This is a genomic window from Vibrio sp. TBV020, from assembly GCF_046056895.1.
In the GTDB taxonomy this organism is placed as follows: domain Bacteria; phylum Pseudomonadota; class Gammaproteobacteria; order Enterobacterales; family Vibrionaceae; genus Vibrio.
Map to the genome: position 1 here is coordinate 1,993,040 of NZ_JBEEAQ010000003.1, position 22,926 is coordinate 2,015,965.

Annotated in this window: 23 protein-coding genes; 5 read left to right on the forward strand and 18 right to left on the reverse strand. The window is 43.1% G+C overall.

Annotated elements, in window-relative coordinates:
* Positions 1-16: 16 nt before the first annotated feature.
* Both AAFX28_RS17245 and AAFX28_RS17250 read right to left on the reverse strand, forming a co-directional pair.
* Positions 17-700, reverse strand: coding sequence for a response regulator (locus tag AAFX28_RS17245; protein ID WP_408689461.1), 684 nt, complete (start codon positions 698-700; stop codon positions 17-19).
* Positions 697-2,316: an ATP-binding protein gene (locus tag AAFX28_RS17250; RefSeq protein ID WP_408689463.1), complete on the reverse strand. Its 1,620-nt coding sequence runs from the start codon at positions 2,314-2,316 to the stop codon at positions 697-699. The genes AAFX28_RS17245 and AAFX28_RS17250 overlap by 4 nt, the downstream gene beginning before the upstream one ends.
* Before the next feature lie 347 nt (positions 2,317-2,663).
* Between AAFX28_RS17250 and AAFX28_RS17255 the strand changes: the two genes are divergently transcribed.
* The gene (locus AAFX28_RS17255; RefSeq protein WP_408689464.1) at positions 2,664-2,888 is read left to right on the forward strand and encodes a hypothetical protein; all 225 of its coding nucleotides are present in this window, start codon (positions 2,664-2,666) and stop codon (positions 2,886-2,888) included.
* A gap of 62 nt (positions 2,889-2,950) precedes the next feature.
* Here AAFX28_RS17255 and AAFX28_RS17260 read toward each other — a convergent pair whose 3' ends face one another.
* From AAFX28_RS17260 to AAFX28_RS17325, 14 genes are all read right to left on the reverse strand, one after another.
* On the reverse strand, positions 2,951-4,120 hold the full coding sequence (locus AAFX28_RS17260; protein ID WP_408689466.1) for a tetratricopeptide repeat protein: 1,170 nt from the start codon (positions 4,118-4,120) through the stop codon (positions 2,951-2,953).
* Positions 4,117-4,734: an energy transducer TonB gene (locus AAFX28_RS17265; protein ID WP_408689468.1), complete on the reverse strand. Its 618-nt coding sequence runs from the start codon at positions 4,732-4,734 to the stop codon at positions 4,117-4,119. Before AAFX28_RS17265 ends, AAFX28_RS17260 begins: the two co-directional genes overlap by 4 nt.
* Complete coding sequence (locus AAFX28_RS17270) at positions 4,734-5,138, reverse strand: ExbD/TolR family protein (protein ID WP_408689469.1); 405 nt, start codon at positions 5,136-5,138, stop codon at positions 4,734-4,736. Before AAFX28_RS17270 ends, AAFX28_RS17265 begins: the two co-directional genes overlap by 1 nt.
* Entirely contained in the window at positions 5,135-5,692 is a 558-nt protein-coding gene (locus tag AAFX28_RS17275; protein ID WP_408689471.1) for a MotA/TolQ/ExbB proton channel family protein, read from the reverse strand. Before AAFX28_RS17275 ends, AAFX28_RS17270 begins: the two co-directional genes overlap by 4 nt.
* The gene (locus tag AAFX28_RS17280) at positions 5,692-7,047 is read right to left on the reverse strand and encodes a MotA/TolQ/ExbB proton channel family protein (RefSeq protein ID WP_408689473.1); all 1,356 of its coding nucleotides are present in this window, start codon (positions 7,045-7,047) and stop codon (positions 5,692-5,694) included. The genes AAFX28_RS17275 and AAFX28_RS17280 overlap by 1 nt, the downstream gene beginning before the upstream one ends.
* Positions 7,047-7,811: a DUF3450 domain-containing protein gene (locus AAFX28_RS17285; RefSeq protein WP_408689474.1), complete on the reverse strand. Its 765-nt coding sequence runs from the start codon at positions 7,809-7,811 to the stop codon at positions 7,047-7,049. The genes AAFX28_RS17280 and AAFX28_RS17285 overlap by 1 nt, the downstream gene beginning before the upstream one ends.
* A gap of 170 nt (positions 7,812-7,981) precedes the next feature.
* A complete protein-coding gene (locus tag AAFX28_RS17290) occupies positions 7,982-10,087 on the reverse strand; it encodes a TonB-dependent siderophore receptor (protein WP_408689476.1) in 2,106 nt (701 codons plus the stop codon).
* Between the two features lie 157 nt (positions 10,088-10,244).
* Positions 10,245-10,697 (reverse strand): TadE/TadG family type IV pilus assembly protein, encoded by a 453-nt coding sequence (locus AAFX28_RS17295; RefSeq protein ID WP_408689478.1) that lies wholly within the window; start codon positions 10,695-10,697, stop codon positions 10,245-10,247.
* A complete protein-coding gene (locus AAFX28_RS17300; protein WP_408689480.1) occupies positions 10,694-11,122 on the reverse strand; it encodes a TadE/TadG family type IV pilus assembly protein in 429 nt (142 codons plus the stop codon). The genes AAFX28_RS17295 and AAFX28_RS17300 overlap by 4 nt, the downstream gene beginning before the upstream one ends.
* A complete protein-coding gene (locus AAFX28_RS17305) occupies positions 11,122-12,369 on the reverse strand; it encodes a TadE/TadG family type IV pilus assembly protein (RefSeq protein WP_408689482.1) in 1,248 nt (415 codons plus the stop codon). Before AAFX28_RS17305 ends, AAFX28_RS17300 begins: the two co-directional genes overlap by 1 nt.
* A 158-nt stretch (positions 12,370-12,527) precedes the next feature.
* Positions 12,528-13,916, reverse strand: a complete 1,389-nt coding sequence (locus tag AAFX28_RS17310) for a histidine kinase sensor domain-containing protein (protein WP_408689483.1) — start codon at positions 13,914-13,916, stop codon at positions 12,528-12,530.
* A gap of 3 nt (positions 13,917-13,919) precedes the next feature.
* Entirely contained in the window at positions 13,920-14,585 is a 666-nt protein-coding gene (locus AAFX28_RS17315; RefSeq protein ID WP_408689484.1) for a response regulator transcription factor, read from the reverse strand.
* 84 nt (positions 14,586-14,669) lie between these two features.
* Complete coding sequence (locus tag AAFX28_RS17320) at positions 14,670-15,446, reverse strand: MBL fold metallo-hydrolase (RefSeq protein WP_408689486.1); 777 nt, start codon at positions 15,444-15,446, stop codon at positions 14,670-14,672.
* Positions 15,447-15,542: 96 nt separating this feature from the next.
* Complete coding sequence (locus AAFX28_RS17325; protein WP_408689488.1) at positions 15,543-16,424, reverse strand: DMT family transporter; 882 nt, start codon at positions 16,422-16,424, stop codon at positions 15,543-15,545.
* Between the two features lie 142 nt (positions 16,425-16,566).
* On the opposite strand from AAFX28_RS17325, the gene AAFX28_RS17330 reads away from it, so the two are divergent.
* The 4 genes from AAFX28_RS17330 to AAFX28_RS17345 all read left to right on the forward strand — a co-directional run bounded on the left by AAFX28_RS17330 (position 16,567) and on the right by AAFX28_RS17345 (position 20,360).
* The gene (locus AAFX28_RS17330; RefSeq protein WP_408689490.1) at positions 16,567-17,268 is read left to right on the forward strand and encodes a glycerophosphodiester phosphodiesterase; all 702 of its coding nucleotides are present in this window, start codon (positions 16,567-16,569) and stop codon (positions 17,266-17,268) included.
* Between the two features lie 279 nt (positions 17,269-17,547).
* Positions 17,548-17,943 carry a hypothetical protein gene (locus tag AAFX28_RS17335; protein ID WP_408689491.1) on the forward strand — a complete coding sequence of 132 codons (396 nt, stop codon included), beginning with the start codon at positions 17,548-17,550 and terminating at the stop codon, positions 17,941-17,943.
* A 207-nt stretch (positions 17,944-18,150) separates the two neighbouring features.
* Positions 18,151-19,254, forward strand: a complete 1,104-nt coding sequence (locus AAFX28_RS17340; RefSeq protein WP_408689493.1) for a phosphoribosylaminoimidazolesuccinocarboxamide synthase — start codon at positions 18,151-18,153, stop codon at positions 19,252-19,254.
* 191 nt (positions 19,255-19,445) lie between these two features.
* The gene (locus AAFX28_RS17345; RefSeq protein ID WP_408689494.1) at positions 19,446-20,360 is read left to right on the forward strand and encodes a LysR family transcriptional regulator; all 915 of its coding nucleotides are present in this window, start codon (positions 19,446-19,448) and stop codon (positions 20,358-20,360) included.
* On the opposite strand, the gene AAFX28_RS17350 is transcribed toward AAFX28_RS17345, so the two are convergent.
* Positions 20,357-21,229: a YjjW family glycine radical enzyme activase gene (locus AAFX28_RS17350; protein ID WP_408689495.1), complete on the reverse strand. Its 873-nt coding sequence runs from the start codon at positions 21,227-21,229 to the stop codon at positions 20,357-20,359. The two genes, AAFX28_RS17345 and AAFX28_RS17350, sit on opposite strands and share 4 nt — an antisense overlap.
* A gap of 12 nt (positions 21,230-21,241) precedes the next feature.
* On the reverse strand, positions 21,242-22,783 hold the full coding sequence (locus tag AAFX28_RS17355) for a YjjI family glycine radical enzyme (protein WP_408689497.1): 1,542 nt from the start codon (positions 22,781-22,783) through the stop codon (positions 21,242-21,244).
* Positions 22,784-22,926 lie beyond the last annotated feature (143 nt).

Consider the following 22,926-nt stretch of genomic DNA (forward strand, 5'->3'; position numbering starts at 1 on the left):
ACTAAGGTAGGATGTGCTAGTGGGCTTTCTTATACGTTCGTTCCGGTCGCCCAACCGTTCCATAATTTAAGTCCGCTTCCAACTCACCCGTACTAATCAGATATTCTAGGTAACGACGTGCGGTTGTACGACTTGCCCCTATTTGTTCACCCGCTTCATCTGCGGTCATCAGTGCTGAGTCATCAAAAAGAGCTTTAATCTTATCTAAGGTAACACTGTCTATCCCTTTCGGTAGACGGTTTTTAGGAGCCTCATTTATGGTTGAGGCTTGCAGCATTTTATCAACAATGTTTTGGTCTAAACCGTCTGCATGATTAAGCTGCTGTTTTTGCAACACATACTTTTTAAGTGCAGCGTCCAATCTTGGAAAAACAACCGGCTTGAGTAGATAGTCAACCACCCCACCTCGCATCGCTTGCTGCAAAGTTTCTACGTCTCTTGCAGCAGTAATTAAAATCACATCACAGCTCAAATGCTCAGTGCGTAAGTCGTGGAGTATTTCTAAGCCAGTACCATCAGGTAAGTAGACGTCTAGCAAAAGTAGGTCTGGATTCAGTACATCAAGCTGGAGCTTCGCTTCTAACTTAGTCGTCGCAATGCCAATGACTTCGTAGCCACCAACTTGCTCTAGATAGCGCTGGTGTAATTGAGCGATCGCCAGATCGTCCTCAATGATCATGACTCGAGTCACAGCACTCATCTTAGCTCTTCCTTAGGTAGGTAAACTGTCATCCTTGCCCCATGTTCCTTATTATTTACCATTTCTAGCTCACCGTGATACCGGATAGCCAATTCATTAATCAAATACAATCCGACACCCCTTGTGTCTGAATCTTTACTTGAGACACCTCTTCTTGTCAGAGATTCTACACTCATATCATTTGGCAACCCACAACCCTGATCAATGACTTCCAAAATAACTTCATTGCCAAAATCGCTGATCGATACTTCAATCGTACGACGGTGTGGTGCTAATAAAACGTCTTGAGTTATCGCCTCACGAGTTGCATCAAATGCGTTGTCGATGAGGTTTCCTAAAATCGTTACTAAATCTTCTGGATTGATACGACTTGGTAACGGTTCTAAACGTGCGCCTTCTTCTACAACTAAGTTTAAGCCAAGCTCCCTTGCTCGCTCTGTTTTGCCAAGCAACATGCCCGCAATAAGTGGCTCTTTGATTGTTTCACGCAAGAACTCAATAAGTGCTTGATAATGCGCTGTTTCTTGTCCAATGAGATATTGAACCGCTTCCAGTTCTCCCATTTGAACCATGCCACTGATTGTGTTGAGTTTGTTTCGGTGCTCATGAGTTTGCGAGCGCAGCATTTCAGCGTACTCTTTGGTTTTCGCCAGTTGCTCTGTTAATTCGGTTAAATCGTCTCTAAGTCGGAAACTAGATACTGCTCCAACGACCTTGCCTTCAACTATGATTGGGCTTCGATTCGCAATCAGTCGCTTCTTGTTTAGGTACAAATTAATATCATGATCGGTACGAGCCGTTTGTAGCACTAGTTGTAAGTCACTATCAGGTAGAACTTGGCTAAGTGGTCGATCAATACATTCTGTTTTGACTAGCCCCAGTATCTGACAGGCGCTTTTGTTAATTGAACGCAGCTTACCCTTGTCATCAATGGTGATAATCCCTTCTTTTAGCGTCTCTAATGTAACGTCGAGTTCGACATAAAGCCGTCCAATCTCTTCTGGCTCAAAGCCTAAAATAGCCCGTTGGAATTTGCGTGATGCATAGCTCGATACAACTGCATTTGCCGCTACCACCAAAAAGGCCATCGCAATCAAGAAGGTAACGAAAGGTTCAATTCTGTCTTGGAGTCTATCAATCAAATACCCAACCGAGACCACACCGATGATCTCTCCTTGCTCATTGAATACAGCTGACTTGCCTCGAACCGAGTAGCCCAAAGATCCCTTTGCAACTGAGATGTACGCTTCACCGTCGATTAGGGCTCGATTATTATCTCCTCCTTTCATCGGCTTACCAATACGCTCGTCAAGAGGGTGAACTAATCGAATTCCTTGCCGATCACCGATAACAATGAACGCAGCACCTATTAGTGTGGTTAGATTCCGGTAACGCTGTTGACTCTCTTCAGAGACACCTTGTTCAATCGTCTCTATAACATAGGGAGATTTAGCGAGAAAGGAGGCGACACCTAGAGCTTTGTGGCCCATTTCATCTTCTTGGGCATATTTGATGTAGACGAATCCGGCTGCGACCAACAGTAAAAGCTCGATTAGCCCAGACAATGTCATGATAATCAGCATTCGTTTACGAAAACTGATACGACTCCATTTCATAACAACTCCTTGATAGCCTTACAACATAACATTTGGGTAACAGTTTTATGAATTATCATGATTCAAACTGTGATGATGACAAAATTAAATCATTAATAGTCTCAATATTTGATTCTCGGTGTCTCACCACGTTAATCAATTTAGGTTCTTATACGAAACCCCATATAAAACCAGTGGAATAATTGATTTAGATCACGCGAATTTAGATTATTTTATGCACGATATTGGCGATTGTTTTGTATAATTATTGAGCGCATCGAGCATATCGTTATATTTTGGATTTGGCGATTAGCACTTACACAATGACTACTAAAAAGAAGTGCAGCCTATATAGAAAGGGAAAGGCGATGAAACGGGACGTATTTGGGATCTGTTTATCTAAATCTATGCTGTCAAACAACTTATCTAGCACATTCACTCACGTCAGGGCTTACCAAAAGCAAGATGAGAGCGAAGAAGTCATGGTACTTCATGCATTTCCTCAGATGTCAGGGCAAGACCTGTTGACCAGTATGAAGTCATCGAAAAAACTTCTCTGGCGAGCTGAATATGTATGCTGTGATTTTAAATAGTGATGTTTTTCATCGCTATCATACACAACAAAAAGGGAAGCCAATTTAGCTTCCCTTTTTCTTTAACTTGATGCTGCCGCGTTTGCTTGTCGTAGCTGAGACAAATATTTGATCCAACTTTTCGCTTGCGTTGACGGCTCTACATTGTCTGCCCTCTTCGCTTCAATCAAAGCTTTCTCTAGCTGATTCAGCTTATAAAGCGCCCGAGTCTTAGCAAGAGCAACGTCTGCACTTTTCCCTTGGACTTTGTCTAGTACTAGCAGAGACTCTTTGTAATAGCCTTGTTGAACCATAAGCTGAGCAACGTTCCAATGATATTTACTATCGATTTTGGAAGCCATTTGCCAAGTATTTATCGCCTTGTCCCACTCTTTCGCGATTTGCCAATAAGACGCTTGCTCTGACAGTAACTGTACATCTGTATTCGCGTTTTCGAGTTCACTAATCTGGATCGCAGCTCTTTCAGGAACGCCGCGTTTAGCATAAAGCTGGGCAAGCATACGTAAATCACTTTGGCTAAGTTCTAAACCATTCAACTTAGCTAACGATAGCGTATCTAAAGCATCTCGATCTTTACCAATACGAAGCTGTAGCCCAACTAATTGTCGCCAAAAGTTGACCTTGTCAGGTTGCAAAGCGATCAACTGCTCTAAGGTCGGAATAGCTTGTTTCCATTGCTTAAGTTGCAGCTGAGCCCCCAGCTTTAATGACAAAGGTTGGACGCGATCTTTGGGTGACGTTTTTAAATAGCTGTTTACAGCAGGAATAACTTTATTCCATGACTCCAGCTGATACTGCGACTGTCCAATGCGAAGCCATAAGTCATCAGCTTTTTGCGTTTCAGGAACCGATTCGATTAGCGTGTAATAGTGTTTAACCGCTTGTTTGAACTGCTGATCATTAAGATATAAATCAGCCAACATACGTTCTGTTACCCAAGCTTGTTCATCTTGAAGCAAGCCACTATCAACCGCTTGTTTTAGATTGCTAAGAGCAGGCTTTATTTGACCATCTTGCCAATAAAACACACCCAGCATTCGAGAAACAAACGCCTTGTCATATTCACGACTCGTCTCGATCTCTTTGAGTAGCTGTATAGCTTGAGTCAACTGCTCTTGCTGAGCCACCTCATTCGCCTTTTGAACTCTAATCGCCGTATATTGACTTAGCTCTTTAGATAGAACTGAAGTCGACGCAACTAACAGCGCTAAACTCACTATTCGTTTCATCATTTGGCTAACTTAAACTCCAATCTTACCGTTTGACCTACTTGAGCGACTGCGCTTCCATCAACAATTTTTGGTTGATACTTCCACTTTTTCAGTGCTCTAACCGCTTCTCTTTCAAACATACGTCGAGGGTTCGCTTCCATCACTTCAACATTGGTTGGTTTACCAGTCGGGTCTATCGTAAACTTCATGATCACATACCCTTCCGCACCACGCTTGAGCGCTTTAGCCGGATAACGAGGCTCAACACGATATAAAGGCATGACTTGTTGGTTGACCCCAAAGTCCCCAAATGTCGGCGCAGTAATCGCAAGGCCATCTACTGCCGTGTTCAAACCTAGTGAAGGCTGAGACATCGGCGAGATTTGCGTTAATTGGGTCTTCGCTTGCGATGTAGGTGCGTGTTCTGGAACTTCTGGTGCTTTAGGTTGCTCAGGCACAGAGCGCTGCCTTCTCTGAACTTCTTGTTCATTTTCAACCATTACCATATTAAAGCTCAGAGCTTCGCTTTTTTCAGGAGCTCGCTGATGGCCCGCATCGACCATCCAAGCCATTCCAGTAAAAATAGCGAGCGAGAATGCTAGAGCAATTGGCATTGCGATAAGCAGACGATTCACTAGATCTTCTCCGCTGCCAATGCAATGTTTTTCACCCCTGCGCCTTTCGCAGCATCCATGACCTTAACAACTGTACCGCTGTAAGCGTGTTCGTCAGCTTGAATCACCAATGATGCGTCTGGCTTGTCGAGCAGTAGGTGCTCTAATGTTGCCTGAACACGTTCTACATCAACCATACGCTTATCGATGTAGATATCGTTTGAAGACGTGACCGCAACAAAAATACCTGCATCTTTTTGGCTCACAACATTGGAAGCCGTTGGTCTATTCACTTCTACACCAGATTCACGAACAAACGAACTGGTTACAATGAAGAAAATCAACATAATAAAGACGATATCAAGCATCGAAGTAAGATCGATCTGCGCTTCTTCTTGCTTGTATTGGCGTCGACCTAATCTCATCGTTGACTCCTTAAAGATTTTTCTAATTTTACTTCTTGTCGCTGACACACTTTTACTAGACGAGCATGAAAAAACATACCTGTTAGTGCCGCCACCATACCTGCCATGGTAGGCAATGTTGCTAGCGAAATGCCAGATGCCATCAGCTTAGGATTACTGCTTCCTTGGTTTGCCATTACGTCGAACACAGAGATCATTCCGGTTACCGTTCCTAGCAAACCCAACATTGGACAAATCGCAACAAGGACTTTGATAAAGTTTAGGTTTTGCGTCAAAGCCAGATGAGCTTGCGATAACCAACCTTCACGAATCGAAAGAGCATGCCATGAATGCTGATCTTCTCGTTTATGCCACGCATCCACCCATTGCTTGCGCTGTTTAGGGAACTGGAGCCAGATATAAACCACGCGATCAATAATAAGCAGCCAAGATATACTCACAACAGCCAGTAGCCACCACAGTACCTGGCCCCCTTGCTGCATAAAGTCTTGGAGTGCTAACACCCACGCAGTAGATGCCAGCACTTCAGGAAGTAGCGCAAATACTGCGTCCATTACGCTGCATTCCCTAGTGTGTTTTTCTGAGGTGACATTTCTTTCTCAGCTTGTTCAGCAACGAGGGCGATACCTTGTTTTTCAAGGATATTGCGAATTGATTCAGCTTGAGAGCTTAGAATGTTATGCGCTAGTAATAGAGGCATTGCCGCAATCAAACCAAGAACCGTTGTCACAAGGGCCATTGAGATACCACCAGCCATTACTTTCGGATCACCATTACCAAACTGGGTAATGACTTGGAACGTTTCAATCATGCCGGTTACTGTACCCAGAAGACCAAGCATTGGCGCTAATGCAGCAAGAAGTTTAAGCATAGATAAGCCCTTTTCGAGGCCGGCTTGCTCATCAACCACCGCTTCAAGTAGGCGCAATTCTAACGCTTCAACCGTCTGCTTCTTCTCACTATCATAAACTGCTAAAACACGACCAAGTGGGTTGTCACCCGTTTGAGTTGGTGTTTTCAATTGGCTTCGAATCTTTTGACGAGCAATAGAAAGGCTCACACCACGAACCAACGCAATCAGTAAGCCAATCGCTAAAAGACCTAAAATGACTTTACCAACGACACCACCAGCCTGGAGTCGATCCATTAATGTTGGCGTAAGTGCTAATTGTTCTAACAACATTCCGCGAGACGGGTCGACAATTAAGCTTTGCTGATCACCAGATGTTAACTGACTTAACGCCGAGTTAACCGGTTTTGATTCTGGTTGTTTGAGATATAGAGATGCACTCTGCTTTGCGCCGTTCCAGTTAAGGTAACCTTGTTCGCCTATTAGACCAAAAGAGCCAAGACGTGTTACAGGCTCACTTGTAACCTTACCTTCACCATTAACAACATTGATCTGTGTTTTTTCTACTTGACCAGAAGCATCTACCTGCTCTTGGAGTGCATTCCATAATCCTGTTAACTGGGGCATCGACGGTAATTTAGTTGCCGCAACGATGTCATCAACGATAGGTGCGTAATTTTGCGCTCCTGCCCCCGTCACCGAGTATTTCAGTTCAGATTGAAGCTCTTTTGCATTTTGACGAACAACACCAAAAACCTCACCCAAACTACCCGTTTCAAGACGTAGCTTTTCTTCTAATCGAGCCAGCGTATCTTCATTTTTGCTAAAGCTTGACGCCAGTTTATCGTTTTCCGACTGTAATTGAGTTCGGCGCGCTTCAAGTGATGCCTTCAGCTTTGCAAGATCTTGTTCAGTTTGTTTAAAACCAGTTTCACGAGCTTGGTTATGTTGCTGCTGAGATTTCGCTTCTGACTGTGCATTGCCCACCATATCTGTGGCAAACACATTGAACGAAAACGCTGAGATAGCGATCATTGAGGCTAATAGAGAACGTTTCATTATTTTGCCTCCACGTTGTTAAGCGATACTGGCAAAGTGATCAAGCTTGGCGCACTTTGTTTTGCTGCAATGCTGAATGCTTTGTTCAGTTCTGTTTTCATGGAAGGATCAACGCTACTCCACTGTTTGCTCGCTTTATCCCAAGACCAAAAATGTTGACCATTTAAGCTACGTGCAATCAACGACAAACGGCCTAGATAGAAGACGTCAGTTTCTAGTGTTTCACCATCTACGCTGATCTGGCCTTGGTAAAGACCCAGCTTAGTGCCGTAATCAAGTTCGATTTGGTACGCTTCTAGGATTCGACGATATTTCTCTGCATCACTAACGTCTGCGCGCTTCATCATCGATTCAAGCTTTGCAACACGCTCAACACGTTGCGCTTTTTTGATTGGCGCATCTTGTTCAATGCTTTGCTTTAAACCATCTACCATTTGATACATCAAAGGAACAATCCCCTGTCGAGTCGATTTGATTTCCTCAATCTGGCTGTTCAGGCTAGCAACTTCTTTATCTTGACTGTTTACCAATGCGACTAGGTGATTTTGGTAAACTTCTAGATTTTTCACTTCTTCTTGTAGCTGTTCAATATCAGCTTTGAGTTGCAACGTTTTCTCTGCGCTTGCATCAATACGTTTTTGGCTAGAAGCAGAGGCTGAATTCGTCTTGCTTTGGATAGATTGTGCTGTATCTAAGTTTGATGCCACGGCGCTAGAAGCGTATGCCGCAATAATCAAAGCTAGGCTGGTTTTAGCTATATTCATAACGTCTATTTATTCGTTTTCTAAATACAAGTGAGAACAACTCTCATTGCGAATGGCATCATCTTAGTGCCAATCCAAAAAAAATCAATCGTCCTTACAATTTATACAAAAAAAGGAAAGGCTAAGCCTTTCCTTTGTTGAATACTAGAACAAATTTAGATCAATTCTGTTTAGTATTTGATTTGTAGTGTTGCCATATAGTTACGACCTTCACCTACAACTACACTATTTGTGCTGCCACCTTCTAGGTAATCTGTATCAAATAGGTTTTCAACATTGAAGCGAGCGACAAAGTCTAAGTTTTCATCATATTTGACAGTATGTGACACACCCATATCTACGCGAGTGTAAGCATCTTTCTTAAACGTGTTGTCGTCTTCTGCCCAGCGATCACCAACGTGGTAAATACCAAGGTTTACGTCCGTGCCGTTGTTGAACGCATAAGTAGACCAAATGCTCGCTGTAAACTCAGCGACGTCTGCTGGTGTCTTACCTTCTAGTTCAGGATCATTTTTGAACTCTGCATCTAGGAACATTGTTGAAGCACTAATTGATAGCGCATCCGTTACATAGCCTGTCGCTGATAGTTCAACACCTTGGTGAACTTGTTCACCGACTTGCGTCGTACGAGTAACATCTCCACCTAAATCTTCAGTGATCTGCATATTAGACTGAACAATATGGAACAATGCACCAGATACAAGTAATCGGTCATCGAACAGTTCCCACTTAGAACCTAGCTCATACAGTGTACCTTTCTTAGGATCTTGCGCTTGACCATCGTTTAGGTCATTCGAGTCATTGATTTCAGCAATCGGCTCAAAGCTTTCAGAGTAAGTTAGGTAAACCGATCCATTTTGTGCAGGACTGTAGATAAGACCTAGTTTAGGAAGAATGTTATTGTAGCTCTCTTCAACATTTTTGCTTGAACGAGTCTTGTCGTAAGCAAAACGAACGCCTGCTAGCGCTTGCCACTGGTCGTTAAATGTCACCAAATCTTGGACATAAACACCATAATGCTGGCTTTCTGAATGAGACAGAGAGTCGTCATTGCTGTAATGCAGCCCACTTGGCTTAGAGAAGCCATTGTCACATTCTGGACGTGCATCGCTCTCGTTTGCACTTTCACACGCGTATACAGCAGAATATAGCTGCTTGTAATCATAATGTAGGCCGTTCGCACCTAGTAAAAGTCTGTGGTTAACACCTAAAGCGTCGAAGTCACCTGTGAAGTCAACATAAGCAGTATCGAACGTCCATTCATCGTGTCGATCGTATGCTTTGTAGCCATATTCACCGGTATCTTTGTTTTTATCAACGACATTATCTGACTCTGTACGCTGACGCTCATAGAATTGACGGCTGATACCAGATTTTACGGACCATTCCTGATTTAGATTTGCCGATACAGCCACACCATAGTTCGCGACATCATTATCGGTCATAGCAAAACGCTGATCATTCACAATCGAAGGGTCAATAACTTCACCAGTAGTGGTATCAATCTTCGAACCGTTGTCTAAGTCGCCTTGTTCTTGTGTTCGGTCATAATGAACAGAAACCATAACATCTTCGTTGATGTCGTAATCAACAAATAAACCACCGACAAAACGTTCAGTTTCAACGTCAGTGCCATCAAAGCGCGTACGCCATGAATTCTGGTCTTCTTTAGAAAGGACTAAACGGCCACGTAGAGTCTCGTCGTCGTTTAGAGCACCACTTACATCCACCATAGTACGCGTATAATCGTTAGAACCAATATCTTGGCTCACATTGACCTGCGTTTCGTAGGTTGGCTTCTTAGAAATCATGTTCACAAGGCCACCTGGGGTAGATTCGCCATATAGCAAACCTGCTGGGCCTTTTAGTACTTCAACACGTTCTAACAGCTCTACTGGTTGACGATAGTGCGACCAGTGCTGAACACCATCACGTAGGTAGCTTGAACCACTGTCTAGTTCAAAACCTCGTAAATTAAAACGTTCACGGTTAGTTGACTTAGAACCCGCTGTAATTGAAGCATCGTTTTTAAGAACTTCACCAAGAGTGCTTGCACGTTGCTCATCAATGATTTGCTCGTCAATAACAGCAACTTGTCCCGGAGTTTCAAGCTGAGTCGCTTCCATTCTCATTGAAGTAGAGTTTGTGTCTGCTTTATAGCCGTAGTCACGCCCTTCTACTACCATGTGCTCATCTGTTTTTACCGTTTCCGCAACCACTGCAGGAGTCGCTAAGACAGCACCGATCACTAGTGCTAACTGACTCTTAGTGAACATAAATTTCTCCGTTTCTTTATATACAAAGCAACATCGCTTTGCTGAGTTATTTATAACGAAGCGAAATATAAGTGATAAGCACTATCATTTGCATTAAATTTACAAAATTTACTATTGGTAAGTTTTTGAGGAGGAAGTGTTAGAGAAATATATCTTTTTAACAGTCTGTATTGGTGTCGTTTGGGACTAATCCAAGGCTTTCACTCGGTATGGTTGTTTCAAAACTTGGCATCGCAATAACACCACTGTCCCCCAAAAATGAGAGTATTGAAACAAACCGATAGTCCATTCCTGTTGCACGAGCCCTAACAAAGCGAACATCTTCGGAATCTGGCGTAGCCAGTACATTGCTTGAGCCGTCAAGATATTCGATTTCGATGTTTTCTACAGCGAGCGATGAAATATAGCTGGTATTAGAAATGAATGTTTTTATATCGGAATCATTTAGCTGGCAAACCGATGCCATTCTAGCAGCAGCTCGTACTGACTCACTGACCGACTGCATAGAGAAAATAAAGTAGCCGATCGAGGCAATCGCGAGAATAATCATCATTAAAAATGACGACACTAAGGTAAATTCAATGATGGTAATGCCTGCTTGTTTTCTCATGGGTCAAGCCTCATAACAGATGAAGCATTCATAGGCAGCGCTAACGAAATATCAGTATATGGGATCTCTGCTCTAAACAGTGGCACAAAGGTATGACTCGCACTGACCGTGACAAATTGGTTGTTCTCACAACTTACTGTCACATCACCAGTCGTTAAGCTATCTAGGAGTGCAGACGACCCATTTGCATGAGTACCATAAACCACTAGGTGCTTGATGTTAGCTTGTTGCGCCATCACAGGGCCACAACCTGCAGTTTCACTCTGACTCATTGCGTAGCGCGCACCAATTCTAACGGTTTTATTGAGTGTGTTCATTTCAATGTAAATCCTAGCTACCTCAACCACAGCAACTAGAAATAACATTAATATAGGTAACCCTATTACTAACTCTACAGCGGCTAGCCCTCTTTGTTTGCTTTTCATTAAGAGCCTCCGCCGACTGAAGAAGGATCTTTATAAAGTACTATTTTGGTTACGCCTGTATCTGTGTCAGACGCTCCACCATCAACTACTGAACAATTTTCAATGAATTCACCAAAAATGCTTTGTTGTCCTTTCTTCCCTTGCGATTGAGAAGAGTCGTAACGTTGGATCATAAAGAAGCAACCAATGCTGGTCACCGTAAACTCAATTTTACCACCAGACTTTGATGCCGAGTCACAGTCCAAAATGGGTACAGGTAAAACACGTCTCCATGCAGAACCACCCGCTGACTTACAATCGCTATCATCTAGGCACGTATTCGTACTTTGGACATACTCATCATAAGTCCACTTACTTAAACTATTTGAATCATTATGGTCAGCAATATTATCTGTCGTTAAGGCTGGGCTTGGCTCTGTAGTGATTAAATCTGGTGGGTAATAGACACCATCGACGGTCCCTCCATCAAAACGGCTATCAATGTCTTCGGTCGCACCAACAGCGTTACCAGTTTCAGAGTCAATATCGTCACCAATTGAAACTACGACCGTATTTTTGCCAACGAGTGCATCACTCACCGCAGACTTACCGCTGCCCACATCAAGTAAATGATAATTACCATCACCTAAACCATCAGGGTCGTCTGACTGACTTCCGGTCTTAATTTCATAGGCTTTACCCACTTCATAGCCTGAAGGCCCTACATCACTACCCTCACACATACCAATAGGCAGAATGTTCGCTGTGCCATCAATGAAGACAGGCCCTGCAACTGCACTGGCTGAAACGGATTTATTCATACCAAAGAAATGTACAAAAAATTCATTCAGCGCGACATTTGATACTTGTACGCGAACATAGACCATGTCAGCACTTACAGGAAAGTTTGTGGAGAAACCACTATTTGGTGTGTCTGAATATTCGACAGTTAAATCATTTAGGCTTGAGCCATCATCTGTCGCCGTTAAAGCGATCTCGTCACTACCACCAGCAGCAATAACTTTATTATAGGATTCAACAATGGCTGTATGAGTCGAACTAGAATCCATAGAGCGATTTGCGACTGATGCTCCCGCAATCGCTATGGCATCTACGGCATTTTGCAAACGCGTTTTATTGACCACCAAGTGTGAAAGGTCGATAGAAAGAGCGGCTATACCTAAAAAGGTCATCATTCCCATTGTCATAAGAACAAGGGTCAAACCCTTTTGGCGTTGTCGTTGCGCCGGATATTTACATTTCACCATGCTCCTCCTCATCCTGAGTTGGAAACTTATCTATCGGTGGCTTGCCCTTTCATTAGCGCAAAGTCCACCGTTATGTGTAAGCCGTTAGGGCAGCCTACATATAACTATAGTTTAATCTGTAAATAGTTACTAAGTTGCAAATGCCTATTATTGACTATTTAGTTAGCAAGGTATTTATTAAAGACTAGCTGTACTCGAAAACCGCCATTCACTGCATTCGAAGCCACCACCTCTCCTTTCATCAGGCGCATCGATTCCTTCACGATGGCGAGCCCTAGTCCATATCCACCACTCTGTTTATCTCGTGCAGATTCTAAGCGGGTAAACGGTTGAAATATCTCTTTCAATTGGCTTTGGGCGATACCAGGGCCATTGTCAGCGACTTCAATCACCACATGGTTCGCCCCATCTTGTTCAAGCTCATACAGCGAGACTTCTATCTGTGCTTTGCTGCCAGCGTATTTAATGGAGTTCGATATCAGGTTATTTAAACAACGTAGAATCAAACGCTCGTCGCTTCTAATCAGTGACAATGGGCGATTGACGTTAATAGCGATCTTTTGGTCGCGTGATAGTTGCAAACGACTTTGTTCCACTTGGTTAGAGACAACGCTCTCTAAACAAATAGGGTTAAAGTTTGCGTTATAACGCGAGTTTTCTAAGCGGCTAAATTCTAGAATCTCTCCTACTAACCCGTCCATTTCTTCCACTTCCCTTTCCAGTCGCTCAACCAAAGGTAAGTTCGCTTCGGTTGATTTTGAACGTAGCAAATGGAGCGCTAGATTCTGTCGAGCTAGAGGTGTTCTAAGTTCATGGGAAACGTCACGAATCAGGCGACGCTGCCTTTCAGCTAATGCGTGGATCTCTCTGGTCATCTCATCGAAGTCATGGGCGAGATCATTAAACTCTTTGGTTTTTGAGTTTAGCTCTGCCACGACATTGACCTTAAAATCTCCGGATGCAAGGCGATGACTCGCTTCACGCAAACGGTCGAGAGGATTTTGCAGTTTGCGCGCAAAAATCATTGAAAACAGCACCAATGTTACGACAACAATCACCACCTTTATAATGGCAAAATAGATTATGAACTGGTGAGCTGGATGCTTTTCGTGTGGAAGCTGGACGACTAAGGTGTTTCCCTGAGATAAATGAACGCCAATCAATGGTCTACTCACTTTATCGCCCAGTGGTCCATACAACTCTCTAAGAAATTTGAGTTTAAATTCAAAGTGCGGGTGCATCTTGCGGTGAGTAATGGGTTTGTTTTCCGCGTTTAAGACAAATAGATAGTACGGCTGGGCATTTGCCCAATCAGCAAGCTCATCCATATCTCCATCTTCAATTAAAACATCTGCCTGTTCAGCGTAACTTTCAATATCACGCTTTATCTCTTCCGGTACTTTTAACACCGTACGAACCAAGGCTTGTTCAGCCAAAGCTTGTAGTAATACGATACTAATGATCACCGCAGACATATAGCTGAGAAGTTGGAAAAACAGCGTATCTTTTCGTTTGGCGATACTCTCTGGACAGCGAAATTGGAACATCGACTATCGACTCACATTACCGACAAAGCTATACCCTTGCCCGCGCACTGTTTTGATGTGCTGCTTAGATAAACCCGCTTCAATGAACTTACGACGAAGATTGCTTACATGCATATCTAAGTTACGGTCAAACGGGCTTAACTCTTTTTTCAGTACTTCAATTTGCAGTTCCGATTTTGATACCACCACACTTTCACGGCTTACTAAATAATTAAGTAAGTCAGATTCAGTACCTGTCAGCGGTAGAGCTGGTATTTGCGAAACGACACCCTGATCTTCAAAGCTCATTGATTGGCGTTGTTTCTCTAACCCTACTCGTCGAAAAATCGCTTTGATGCGCATGAGAAGCTCAGGCACTTTGAATGGCTTCGGAATATATTGGTCAGCACCAGACTGGTAACCATCTAGCATCGACTCTTCATCGTTGAGCGCCGTCAACATGAGTATAGGCGTCGCAAATCGCTGGCAAATCTTACGGGCTACCTGCATACCACTCAATTTAGGCAACATTACGTCGAGTAGAACAAGGTCAACTGGTTTCTTTTCAATGTATTTCAGGGCACTTTCTCCGCAGTGAACACTCTCCACTTCGTAGCCTTCCGCTTCTAATACATCAGTCAGTAGTTCACAGAGTTCAATATCATCGTCGACAACTAAAATTCGGGACATGAGAATAACAGTACAATTGAAAAGGGTTCGCATTCTAATCTCAACCCAACGGCAAAACAACGATCCTGTACTGAATTCCTCGCTTTATTTGCGTTGGGTCAATCCACTCTTCCATATAGAGTTAATCAAACTGGTTAGTTTGGTCTTTGTCGTACGCCAGTGAGTAGAGGGAGTTCGTGGTGCCGTATTAATCAGGTGGTGATACGCTTGCTCGTCAAAGTTTACCCTACCGCCATGGGCAATAAGCAAAATCTCGGGGTCTAAGTTATATACCCGTTTAATGGAGGCTTTGTATTTATTGGGATGAAAGACTGGGAATGGCGAAATAAGCTTGTTCTTGACCTCGACCATAAGATCAGCAACGTAGAGGATGCCCTCACTCGGATTGTGTAAAGATAGGTCTCGATCAGTATGCCCTGGCGTTTCCAATATGACCCAATCATCAAAACCAGGAATGGTTTGGCCATCACTCAGCGCAATATCTGGATGAAGCTTTCGAGAATACCAAAGGTTACGTTTTGGCTTGCGTTTTCGATTGGCAACCCACCTTGCCAACAATAAGTCTGTTAAATGCATCATGAAACCATCAAACCCACCATACCAGTGATGATCGCGCTTGGCTGAAACAATCTTGCAGCCAGTTAATGCTCTAAGCTTGTGTGCTGCCCCCGCGTGGTCAGGGTGCATGTGGGTAACGACAACAACGGATAAATCACTAAAGGATCGTTGCAGATCGTGAGTGATAAATTGTTTGATGTACGAAATATCCGCTCGGGATGCCCCATCAAGTAGCATAAGTTTGTCTGAGTACTCTGCTAAGTAAATAGTTTGAATATACCCGTCTATAGCATGAAGTTTCACAACGCACCCTGTTAACATTTAATTTACATTTAACGATAGCAAGGTGGTTTAACACAATAAAGAGTAATAGCTCTAATCTGTGAGCGCGGTTTATAGCTAAGAGTTTCGTTGACCAAACTTCAAAAGCTTTCCGTCCGTACGATAAAAAATAAGCGCAAGTAGAATCAAGCTACATCCGATTAGTTTATTTCTCGAAAGTTGCTCTCCATACCAAACGATACTCAGAATCACCGTCCAGATCGGCTCAAGCAACATAATCAATGCTGCATTGCCTGGGTTACACCCCTTTTGTCCCAAGGTCTGCATGACGTATCTAAGACTAGTCGCGAGCAAAGCGCTTAGTGCAAACCATCCCCAGATTGACGGTTCAATAGACGTAGGTACAGATTCAAACAACGCAGAAGCAATTAACGCAATCACACCCGTCACGAACAACTGAATTGCTGTGAGCAGTAACACCGGGATCTTCTGCGCCAGTTTACTATTTACATTGAAATGAAGAGCCAATAAACAAGCGTTGGCAAAGAACCAGATTTGACCACTTGAAATGTTCCAACCATTGGTCAGAGACAACATAGCTAAGCCACTGATTGCTATCGGCATCGAGAACCAAAATGCGCGCTTTGGCCTCTCTTTATAGAGTACCCAAGCGATGATTGGCACAATAATCATCGAAAGGCTGACAATAAACGCGCCCTCGCCCAGAGTTTCACTTATCGAAATCGCGTATACCCAACTTAGCAAAGCAAGAGCGAGGATCAACCCTCCCCCTAAAGCTTGAAAAAGGAGGTGACGGGTCAATTGACGTACTTGTTTAAAGCACAATGGGAGTAAGCAGATCGATGCGACCAAAAACCGGAGTCCTACAAACCCGAATGGCGGTAACCCTTGAATCGTTTCTTTTGAAAAGATCCATCCAAGGCCCGCTAATGCAGTGGTCGCAACCAGTATCCAAGCAGCTTTATTTTCAGCGTTCAAAGTAACTTCTCGTTGTTGTAATTATTTTATAATTTATTGGGCGATAGTGTCAGAATCATCAACGAATAGCTACGACTTAATCTACTCAAATTCGGAATTTGGGAGTACTCTAGACGGCACTATTATTTAATAAGTGTTTACTATGATTATTGTCGGACACCGAGGCGTAGCAGGACGCTTTCCAGAAAATACTAAAGCCAGCTTCACAGAAGCCATTGAACTTGGTTTAAAGTGGATTGAAGTAGATATCCAACCTTCTTTGGATGGGCACTTGGTTGTTTGCCATGACCATACAGTAGATCGTTGCAGTAATGGTACTGGTAGAGTCGACTCCCTTACGTTATCTCAATTAAGACAACTCGATTTCGGCGCTCGATTTCACTCTTCTCACACAACGCAAACCATTATGACGCTGAGTGAGCTTCTCGAATTTGCACACGATAATCAAATCGAACTGAATTTAGAGATTAAGGTGGATCGCCATGACAAAAACGCGGTGTGCGAACAACTAGTCGAAGCGCTCGAGCAGGGAAAGCTGAATCAATCTCGTATCCTGATATCAAGTTTCGACCATGACGTTTTAAAACAAGTCCGTCAAACATTACCTGATATTCGTATTGGCGTGCTTGCAGAACGCTTCAAGCAACAGCACATTCGTTTACTTCATGAGATAAATGCGTTCAGTTACAACCTAAATTACCGATGGGTAAATCGTCAGCAAATTGAGACGCTTCACAAACAAGGTTTCCAAGTTTGGTGCTATACAGTTAACAACCCAAATTTACTTAAGCATCGTATGGATCTCGACGCAATATTTAGTGATTTTCCAGAACGTTTTCTGTAATTCCCCCATCTAATTCCTTCTCCTGTCTATACAGTGTTGTACCGTACCTACTGTACAGCACTGTATAAAATCCGTGCATCCCTCACATTTTCCATTTTCTACCGCTAGTCAATACAACTTATACCAAAACCCAGTTATTTATTATAAATCAGAAAGTTAAGACCAATCTTAGACTTAAAGCCTTTCTCGGGCGATGAAATTTCGCTCAAAAAACACTTGATCATATAAACCAAAATAACTACTGTATAGACATACAGCATGTACAAAGGAACAGTTATTATGATTCAGGCACAACACTCAGCTCGCACATTTTCAAAGTTTAATGTTCTTGCACAACCGACGCAGCCAATGAACATTGATAACAACACTCTTCACCGTCTTGCCGGTCTGTCTGGGCAAAGTCAGTGGATTCTTTTTACAGCCGAATGTCCTCGCCCAAACTATGATCAATTTGCTGCTTCTCATGTCAGCTGCAAAAAAATTATTCAAATGAAGCCTTCTCACACTCAAACTGAATTTGAAATCGTAAAGAAAGCCATTGAATCTGGTAATGCGAGTGCTGTAGTTGCATCAACCAATGTTTCTCCTGTTGAGCAAAGCCTTCTAAAAAGTCTTGCACTTCAGTTCCAGTGTGAAGTCTTCTTCGTTGAGGGCAGAGTTAACCAGTACCATTAACAAGCTCAACGATAAACACTGCCTTTGCCCCCTCTTGTTTGAGGGGGCTTTTCTTTTCTCTCATTTACGCCTAATCCTCTCGCCCATATAAAAATTTAGCAAACGTTTGCTTTTTCTCTGGAAGCTCTAAATAGTTCTGGTATCATGCGACTCAAATCTATTATCTCCGTTGATAATTTCCACGTTGCTTAAGATAGGAATGTCTAGATGAGTCTCGCTGACCAAGTTCTTGCCGTAAATGATGATCTTCCAATTCGTACCGATAAACCTGTCCACAGTGGCAAGGTTCGCTCTGTTTACTGGCTTACTGAAGAAGACAGCAAACGCCTAATCAAAGAAAAAGGCTACGACGTTGCCCCTGACGCGCCATTAGCGATCATGGTGATCAGTGATCGAATCTCTGCGTTTGACTGCATTTGGCATGCGGAAGGCGGTTTAAAAGGTGTTCCGGGTAAAGGTGCTGCTCTCAACGCAATCTCGAACCATTGGTTTAAACTATTTAAAGAGAATGGTCTTGCAGATAGCCACATTCTTGATATCCCCCACCCATTCGTATGGATTGTTCAAAAAGCCAAGCCAATTATGATTGAGGCAATTTGCCGTCAATACATCACGGGTTCTATGTGGCGCGCATACGAAAAAGGTGAACGCGAATTTTGCGGTATTGAGTTGCCTGAAGGTCTTGAGAAAGACAAAGCACTTCCAGAACTGTTAATGACACCGTCAACAAAAGGTATCCTTAAAGGGATTCCTGGCGTACCAGAAGCTGATGATGTGAACATTACACGTAAAAATATTGAAGACAGCTTTGCATCATTCAATTTCTCTAAGGCAGAAGATATTGCTCAATACGAGAAGCTATTGCGTGAAGGCTTTGTGGTTATCAGCAATGCATTAGCAGAGGTTGATCAAATCTTTGTCGATACCAAATTCGAGTTCGGCTACGTGAATGACGCAGCAGGCAATGAAAAGCTAATCTACATGGATGAAGTAGGCACACCTGATTCATCACGTATTTGGGATGAAGACGAATACAACACTGGTAACATCGTAGAGAACTCAAAAGAAGGTTTCCGTCAGTTCTTGCTTAACCACTTCCCTGATCCAGACATTCTGCTTAACAAAGAACGAATGGACGAGCGTGAAGCACTAGCGAGAGACAACGCTCTACCGCTAAAAGCATTGCAGGATATTTCTCGTACTTACATTGGCATCGCTGAGAAAATCACAGGTCAGAAAATCAAACTAAGCTCTAATCCAAAGCAAGAGATCATTGATATTCTTGGAAAAGAATACGGCTTGATTGATTAAATTCTCTATGATTTATCAATTACTTAAAACAACGCGCTCCAACATGGGGCGCGTTTTTATAAGCTCACTTCACTCCGCCCCTCTTCCCTAGGCGTAACTTAACAAACTTTCTCCTTTGTTGGAGACAAACTCCTATCAATCACTGCTCGATAAGGTTATAAATAGCAAGTTTCCCCTAATCTTTGACTTCTATGGATTATCTTGCGCTTTCACGTATCAGCTTAAAGCACTTAACCGTTCTACATGTCCTATTAAGCACGCACAGTGTAACTAGCGCAGCGAACATACTTTGCGTTACCCCATCTAGTGTTAGCAAAACACTGAGCCAACTACGCGAGCAACTTCGTGACGAACTTTTCTACCGCGATGGAGGCCAACTGGTTCCAACCGCTTTTGCCCTTAGTATTGGCCCTGAAGTACATAAAATTTTATCCAGCATGAACGGTATTCTTCATCAAGGGGAATTTAATCCAAGTGAGTTTACTGGTGAGATCTCTCTTTCAATGCGAGAAAGCACGTTTGAGTTGTTCTCAGGTAAAATCGCTATGCTCACCAAACAGTTGGACGTATCTCGCGGCATTAAAGTGTATGCCAAGGAACAATTGAGTTTCGATGCCCTTACTCGTGGGCAAGTGGACTTTATGATTCTTCCGCACGATATAAGCCAGCCTCCTACCCGAAGCAGAGAGCTAATGTGGAAACAAATATTGTCTGATGAGATGGTCTGTCTTATGGCAAAGAATCACCCGCTCGCAGATACCACACTTAGCACAGACGATTACCTAGCCTATCAACATATTGGGATCTTGGATAAAGATTTGTCGGAGCCCTATTTCGAACAAAATCTGACCCAACGCCATGGTTCGCGCAAGGTGGTAATGTCAGTGGCAGACTTTGGCGCCGCTGCCGTGATGTGTCATCAAAGTGATTACCTATTTACATGCTCAAAGAAATGGGCAGAACAATCACTGCAAGCGAAAGGCCTTGTGATCAAAGCGCTGCCTTTTGAGTATGGTAAGGTTGCCTACAGTCTAGTTTGGAATCAAGCCAGCTTAAACGACCCTGCGCTACACTGGCTGTATAGACAATGGACGGAGTGCGACTAGGTATAGATTGTTGGTAATTGAATTTGCTGCTCAACGTGACAGGATAACAAAGAGTGAAACCTTTCCATCTCTTGTTCTGAGCATTTTTCCCAATCTAATGCTTCTCCAACGACCCCGTGATGCTGAAACGCATTCAAGCGGATATTCACATCTTTAGGCAATGATTGGATAAGATTAATCGTACTTAATAATTCAATATCTAAGTCACTCTTACCCGGTATGTGCAGTAAACGTAGTTCATGTAGCTTACCAAGCTTGGCCAAATATTTTACAGACTCAAGCACTCTATGATTATCTCTGCCAACTAACCATTGATGGGTTTCTTCTTGCCACGATTTTAAGTCGATCATGACACCATCTAGTACATGGCTTACGCGGTCCCATCCAGAGCGAGTTAAATAGCCATTGCTGTCGATAAAACAGGTTAAGTGGCTGAGTTGTTGGTCAGCTTTAATCGCTTCAAATAATTGGATGATGAACGGCAGTTGTAACGTTGCCTCTCCGCCTGAAACAGTCACCCCACTGATGAAAAAGCTTTGACGTTTGATAAGTTGCATCATTTCGGTCACGGTATAGTGCGTGATCTTGGGGTTTGACTTATGTCCACACACATCGAGGCACTTATCGCAATGAGTACATTTTGATGCATCCCACACGACTCGTTGTTTTTCATCAACACTCAGCGCCTTAGCTGGGCAGGATCCCACGCAGTCGCCACAATGATTGCAGTGATTGATGGTGTGTGGATTATGGCAGTTAAGACAATTAAAGTTACAGCCTTGCAAGAAGATGACCAGACGATTGCCTGGCCCATCTACGCAGGAAAAATTTAAGATTCGACTAACTTTAGCCTGCTTTTCGTGATTCATGCTCAATCACTACTATTCATATACTGGTGAAGATTCCATACTCACAACACGTGGCGCACGGTCTAATATACCGGTGTTTTTCGCTGCTTCTGCACCAAGGAACGTCGTATTTTTGCGTGACCCCTCTTCAGCAAATTTATTAATGTCTGACAACTTGATCATGTAGCCAGTCACGCGTACTAGGTCATTCGATGCAACATTGGCGGTAAACTCGCGGAAACCTAGGTTGATTGCTCCCTTGCACAAGTTGAACATTGCTTCTGGGTTAGATTTAACCGTTTCATCAATTGTCAGAATATCGCTAATCCCTGACGTATAGTATTTATGGTGATGAGCAGTGGCTTGAACATAAGAAACCGGGTCTGGTTCAGTTCCATAAGGAATGCGTACCCCTGGTGTTACGCCCTCATCTAAGCTGATTCCACCTTGTGCATGAAGCAACGCTTTTCCATCTAACCCATACTTCACCGGAGTCGTATCAACTAGGTGTGCCAGTTTCTCTGAAATAGCTAATCCTAAACGGTTTGCGCGCTCGCTATGACCATACTTATCTTCACAACCTTCTTTCTCAAGGAGAATATTCACCGCTTCCGCCATGCCATAAATACCAAACATTGGAGCAAAACGACTTTCTTCGATCAATCCTTCCGTGGTTAAGAAGCCTTTGAAGAAATTAGATTTTTCATGCAAATGACTGCTACGAGCATCCATTAACTCTGCCATTGTTTTACTGTATTGTGGCAAAACGTAATCTAGAAAATCTGTGCGGTTTTCAGAACGCAATGCAATCTCTTTTAGGTTCATGCGAACCAATGTATTTGATCCACCAGCAAGCGGTAAAGAGTTATAACAGCTTACAATCCCAAACTTTTTATCACCGTATGAGTGAGCATGCATCGGGTAGTTCGCGATATGTGGCTTACTACACTCACAAATATTGCTCGTCGCCTGACGTAATAAGTTATCAGGAGTGATTGATGGGTCGTACATAAACGTTAGATTTGGCGCAATTTGTTTCAGCTCTGCGTCTACACGTAAAATGGTACGGCAGATGATGTTGTCTGTTGGGCCAATATTAACGTGCATAAACGCATCTGGCAGCGTTCTATCAAGCATGATCCAAAATCGTTTTAACTTGGTGTAGATCTGTTGCTCATCAAGCTCACCAACATACGGCAGCAGCACATCATCTAACTGGCCAAGATAAACAGGAATATTGGTCACTGATGGGACATGATGATAGATGATAGTCAAAAGGTTTAATGCATCATCAAAGTCGGTAGCGGCATCAAGCTCGAGGTATGAAGAGCCTTGTTTAAGGAACTTTGCATAATCCGGTAACACATAACGCGGCTTGAATGGGGCGTGCCCTTCAAACATATCACATAGAATACCTTCATCTATTGCCTGACGTACTTCAGAAGAGACGGCCATGTAAGGTAAACTTGCTTCCGCTTCTAGAGCAAGAAATTGGTTTTTCTGTTTTGGTGAAAGTGTCGCGTCTGTGACTATTTGGGCAACACGTTGCTGAAAGGCATTTAGAGTATCAGACATGGATTTATTCCTTATTGTTTTTAAGGATTTTATCCAACTTCAACCATGTCCACTATTGAAATTATGTACAGCCCATATTTCCAATATGGAAAAGTAATACATATAAAAAAGCCCCGAACGTTCGAGGCTTAAGAGTTTGAATT